This is a genomic window from Streptococcus sp. GMD1S (genome assembly GCF_000296875.1).
Taxonomy (GTDB): Bacteria; Bacillota; Bacilli; order Lactobacillales; family Streptococcaceae; genus Streptococcus.
The window spans coordinates 1-3,825 of record NZ_AJQY01000073.1; the positions used below are offsets into that span (position 1 = coordinate 1).

Sequence of the window (3,825 nt, forward strand, 5' to 3'; positions counted from 1 at the left end):
AGATAACTCCCCATATCAAATAGGAAACTCATCACAACTATTGTTAACATTCTTGTCCAACGGTTTAGCAAAATTACACTATTAAATTTATGGAGCGAAGCACCTATCAAGATAAATAGAAGTGTCGCAATTCCTATCAAGTGGAAAAAATAGATATCGTACACCAAACCCACTATACCGCAATAAGCTAGATAGAGATATTCTGAAACCTCAATTGTCTCAAACAAGAGAAATAAAAACAGAAAATGACTTGCTAAATGAAAGTGAGGGAAGAAGGATCCCGCTAATTGTCCAATATGTGCATCAATTAGTACGACAAAAGGGAGTAAAAAGAAAATACCAATTTGTTTTAACAGTCTCATTGCTAATTCCCCACTAACTCTACCACGTGAAGATTTTTGGTGTCAGCACTTAACTTTACTGTTACTTCCTTTGTTAGATAATCACTGCTGTGTGTTGTAGCAACAACCTCTCCAACAGGGATATCCTTAACATTAAAGTTTCCAAGCCCCCCTGTAGTCACCTTGTCTCCCGCGCTAATGTCGCTGTTGCTGTTTAATTGACTAATTTTAAGCAGTTCAGATTCCTTATCATAACCAACGATAATCCCGTAAATTTCAGTAGAACCATGCAGGATTTTAACAGAAATTTTGTCTGAATTTTCGGTGTTTGTCAATAGGTTGATCGTTGTTGAATGATCCTCCACCTTTGAAACACTACCAATCAAACCCCCGTTTGCAATGGCCAACATATTTTCAGAAGCTCCTTTTGAACTTCCCGCATCAATTGTTAACTCTTGTTTCCAAGATACTGGAGCCCGCATAATCACATCTGCTGCAATGGTTTTTGTAGCCTGCAATTTTGACTTCATATCCAGCAACTGACGTAATTGTTCATTTTCATTTTTTAAACTTTCTGATTGATTAGACTCCACCTCTAGTTGATAGAGCTGTTTTTTTAGACTCTCATTTTCATTGTAAGTCTGCGTCAAATGTCCCAAATCCGATTTGAAAGTATCAAACCACTGAAAGGGTTTTTGAACAATTCTATCTACTAAGGAAATCCCATCTCCTAGTTTCGTCACAATAGCGCTTGAATAGGTTGTCACTAATAGAACAGAAACTGCCAGAACTGTGACAAAAACGATGATTAGATATTTTGATTTTTTAAAACGGTTCATATTCCTACCTTTATACTAAAAACCTGCTACTGTGAGCTTCTTATCAATCCTACAAACCTGCTAAGATTTTAAGAAAAATAAGAAACATCCCAGTATCAAAATCACAAGAATTGCCAGTGTATCCTTTTGACTCCATCTCAACTGTCTATACTGACTTCTACCCTTTCCTCCCTGATAACCACGCGCTTCCATGGCTATTGCCAATGAATCTGCACGCTTTAAGCTCGTCGCAAAAAGAGGAATTAAAATTGGAATCATAGCCTTTACCTTTTGCACGATGCTACCTTCGCCAAAGTCAACTCCACGGGCTTTTTGAGCATTCATAATTCGCGTTGTGTCATCCATCAAGGTTGGAACAAAACGCAAACTCATTGATAACATAAGACCAATTTCATGAACGGGAACTTTCACACGTTTCAGCGGTGCTAAAAGAGCTTCAACTGCGGCTGCCAGACTCAAAGGCATGGTCGTTAATGTTAGCAAGGTTGAAAAGAAAATAATCAACACAAAACGACAGAAAATGATTCCCGCTTGTTGCAAAGCATAATCCGTTATTTTTATAAAAGAAAACTCAAATAGGACATTTCCACTTGAAATGAAAAAGAGCTGAAAAAGAGTCGTAAAAGCGATCAAGAAGAACATGGATTTTAATCCCTGAATGAAAAATGAAAGGGAAACGCCTGACAAAGCGATAAATATACCTGTCGCTACAAACAGAACGAGATTGGTGAGAGGATTATTGGCCCAAAATACAATCAAAATCAACAGGATCATGGCAAGCAATTTACTACGCGGATCCAAGCGATGAATGATGGAATCCCCCGGTATATAACGCCCTAAAATCATACTATCCATTTAGCGACTCCTTAAACTCCTCTATCTTGATTGGCAATTTTTTAAAAGCTACACCTCTATCTGCCAAACGTTTACAAAAGGCTGTTATTTTAGGCACACCTAACTGCACCTTTTCCATAGAGGCTACATCTTGGAAAACATCACTCGGTTTGCCACTTTTGACTAAACGCCCCTTTTCCATAACATAGACCTGATCAGCATACGTAGCTACATCATCCATCAAATGCGTTACCAGAACGATTGTCATTCCAGAAAGGTGGAGTTTTTTAAACAAGGTCATCAATTCTTTTCTGCCCAGAGGATCTAGTCCAGCTGTAGGCTCATCCAAAACTAAGACAGTTGGCTCCATGGCTAGCATACCTGCTATAGCCACACGTCTCATCTGACCACCCGAAAGTTCAAAAGGACTGCGCTCAAAGAGTGACTCATCGATGCCTACCAAGGCTAACTTTTCACGCGCAATTTTCTTGGCCTCTTCCTCAGAAACTCCAAAATTTTGCGGTCCAAATGCGACATCTTTCAAAACAGTCTCTTCGAAAATCTGATTTTCAGCAAATTGAAACACTAGACCAACTTGCTTTCGAATCTGACGAATTTCTTTATTGGTTGATGTAGGGGTAATGACGGTATCAAAAACTCGAACAGAACCCTTACTTGGTACCAATAGGCCATTTAAAAGCTGTAAAATCGTTGATTTCCCACTACCTGTGTGCCCTACTAAAGCTGTATAGGAACCATCCTCAATCGTCAAAGAAACATCAGTCAAGGCTGATGAAGATAGGGGAGTCCCCTCTTGATAGGTAAAGCTCACATTTTCTAGAGTAATTCCCATAACTTGTCCTCTAGCTCTCCTTCTGTCAAATAGCCATCCGGCAACTGATAACCAGTCTCTCTCAAAGATTCTCTCAATTGATTAGTAAAAGGCTCATCTAACCCTATCTGGTCAAGGTCATCCCGAGAAAAAAGTTCTCTTGGGCTGCTGGTTGACTCCACTTGGCCTTTTTTCATGACCAAGACACGGTCACTCATCGCAACTTCCTCTAAATCATGTGTAATGGAGACGACTGTCATCTGGTGGTCTTTTCGAATCTCTTGAACTGTCTGAATCAGTTCTCTGCGTCCCTCAGGATCCAACATACTTGTTGCCTCGTCCAAAATCAAAATAGCTGGCCTCAGGGCAACAACTCCCGCAATAGCCACCCGTTGTTTTTGTCCACCAGATAAACGAGCTGGTTCTCTCTTCTTAAAGTCCAGCATACCTACCAACTCCAAAGATTCAGCCACTCTCTTCTTCATTTCTTCACGAGGAAGTCCCTGGTTTTCTAAACCAAAGGCGACATCATCTTCAACAGTTGCCCCCACAAATTGGTTATCTGGATTTTGAAAAACCATACCAATTTGTCGACGCAAATCCCAAACATTCTCAGAGGACAGCAGTTGGCCATCTATCCAGATTTCCCCAGAGTCTGCTTCAAGCAATCCATCAATCAAACGGATAGTTGTCGATTTTCCACTCCCATTATGACCTACAATTGAAAGCCATTCTCCCCGTTTCACGTGAAACGAGACATTATTAACATCATAATGATCCTGGTCTTCCTTGTAACGAAAAGACAGATCTTTTACTTCAATAATCGATTTCATTTCGAACCAAATGTCCCTTTGAATACATGAGCGCTACCCTTGAAATAATCATAACCAGAGTAGATAGTGAAAAACAAAGCTATATAAAGTTACAGCTGACCAATTAAATTCCAATGTAAGAGCAAAAAGATAATGGCAAACATCTG

Annotated in this window: 5 protein-coding genes and 1 pseudogene; all 6 read right to left on the bottom strand. The window is 39.8% G+C overall.

Annotation, left to right across the window (positions count from 1 at the left end):
* Window positions 1–362, bottom strand: a 362-nt coding sequence (gene mreD, locus GMD1S_RS06820; protein WP_001237914.1) for a rod shape-determining protein MreD, incomplete at its 3' end; no start/stop codon positions are given.
* Between the two features lie 2 nt (window positions 363–364).
* Window positions 365–1,180 (bottom strand): rod shape-determining protein MreC, encoded by an 816-nt coding sequence (gene mreC / locus GMD1S_RS06825; protein WP_001078970.1) that lies wholly within the window; start codon window positions 1,178–1,180, stop codon window positions 365–367.
* A 60-nt stretch (window positions 1,181–1,240) separates the two neighbouring features.
* Complete coding sequence (locus GMD1S_RS06830; RefSeq protein ID WP_000377884.1) at window positions 1,241–2,035, bottom strand: energy-coupling factor transporter transmembrane component T family protein; 795 nt, start codon at window positions 2,033–2,035, stop codon at window positions 1,241–1,243.
* On the bottom strand, window positions 2,028–2,867 hold the full coding sequence (locus tag GMD1S_RS06835; RefSeq protein ID WP_000513212.1) for an energy-coupling factor transporter ATPase: 840 nt from the start codon (window positions 2,865–2,867) through the stop codon (window positions 2,028–2,030). The genes GMD1S_RS06830 and GMD1S_RS06835 overlap by 8 nt, the downstream gene beginning before the upstream one ends.
* Window positions 2,852–3,679 (bottom strand): energy-coupling factor ABC transporter ATP-binding protein, encoded by an 828-nt coding sequence (locus tag GMD1S_RS06840; protein WP_000835733.1) that lies wholly within the window; start codon window positions 3,677–3,679, stop codon window positions 2,852–2,854. Before GMD1S_RS06840 ends, GMD1S_RS06835 begins: the two co-directional genes overlap by 16 nt.
* Window positions 3,676–3,825: pseudogene (locus GMD1S_RS11760) on the bottom strand (CDP-diacylglycerol--glycerol-3-phosphate 3-phosphatidyltransferase); the annotation flags it as partial. The pseudogene GMD1S_RS11760 and the gene GMD1S_RS06840, both read right to left, overlap by 4 nt.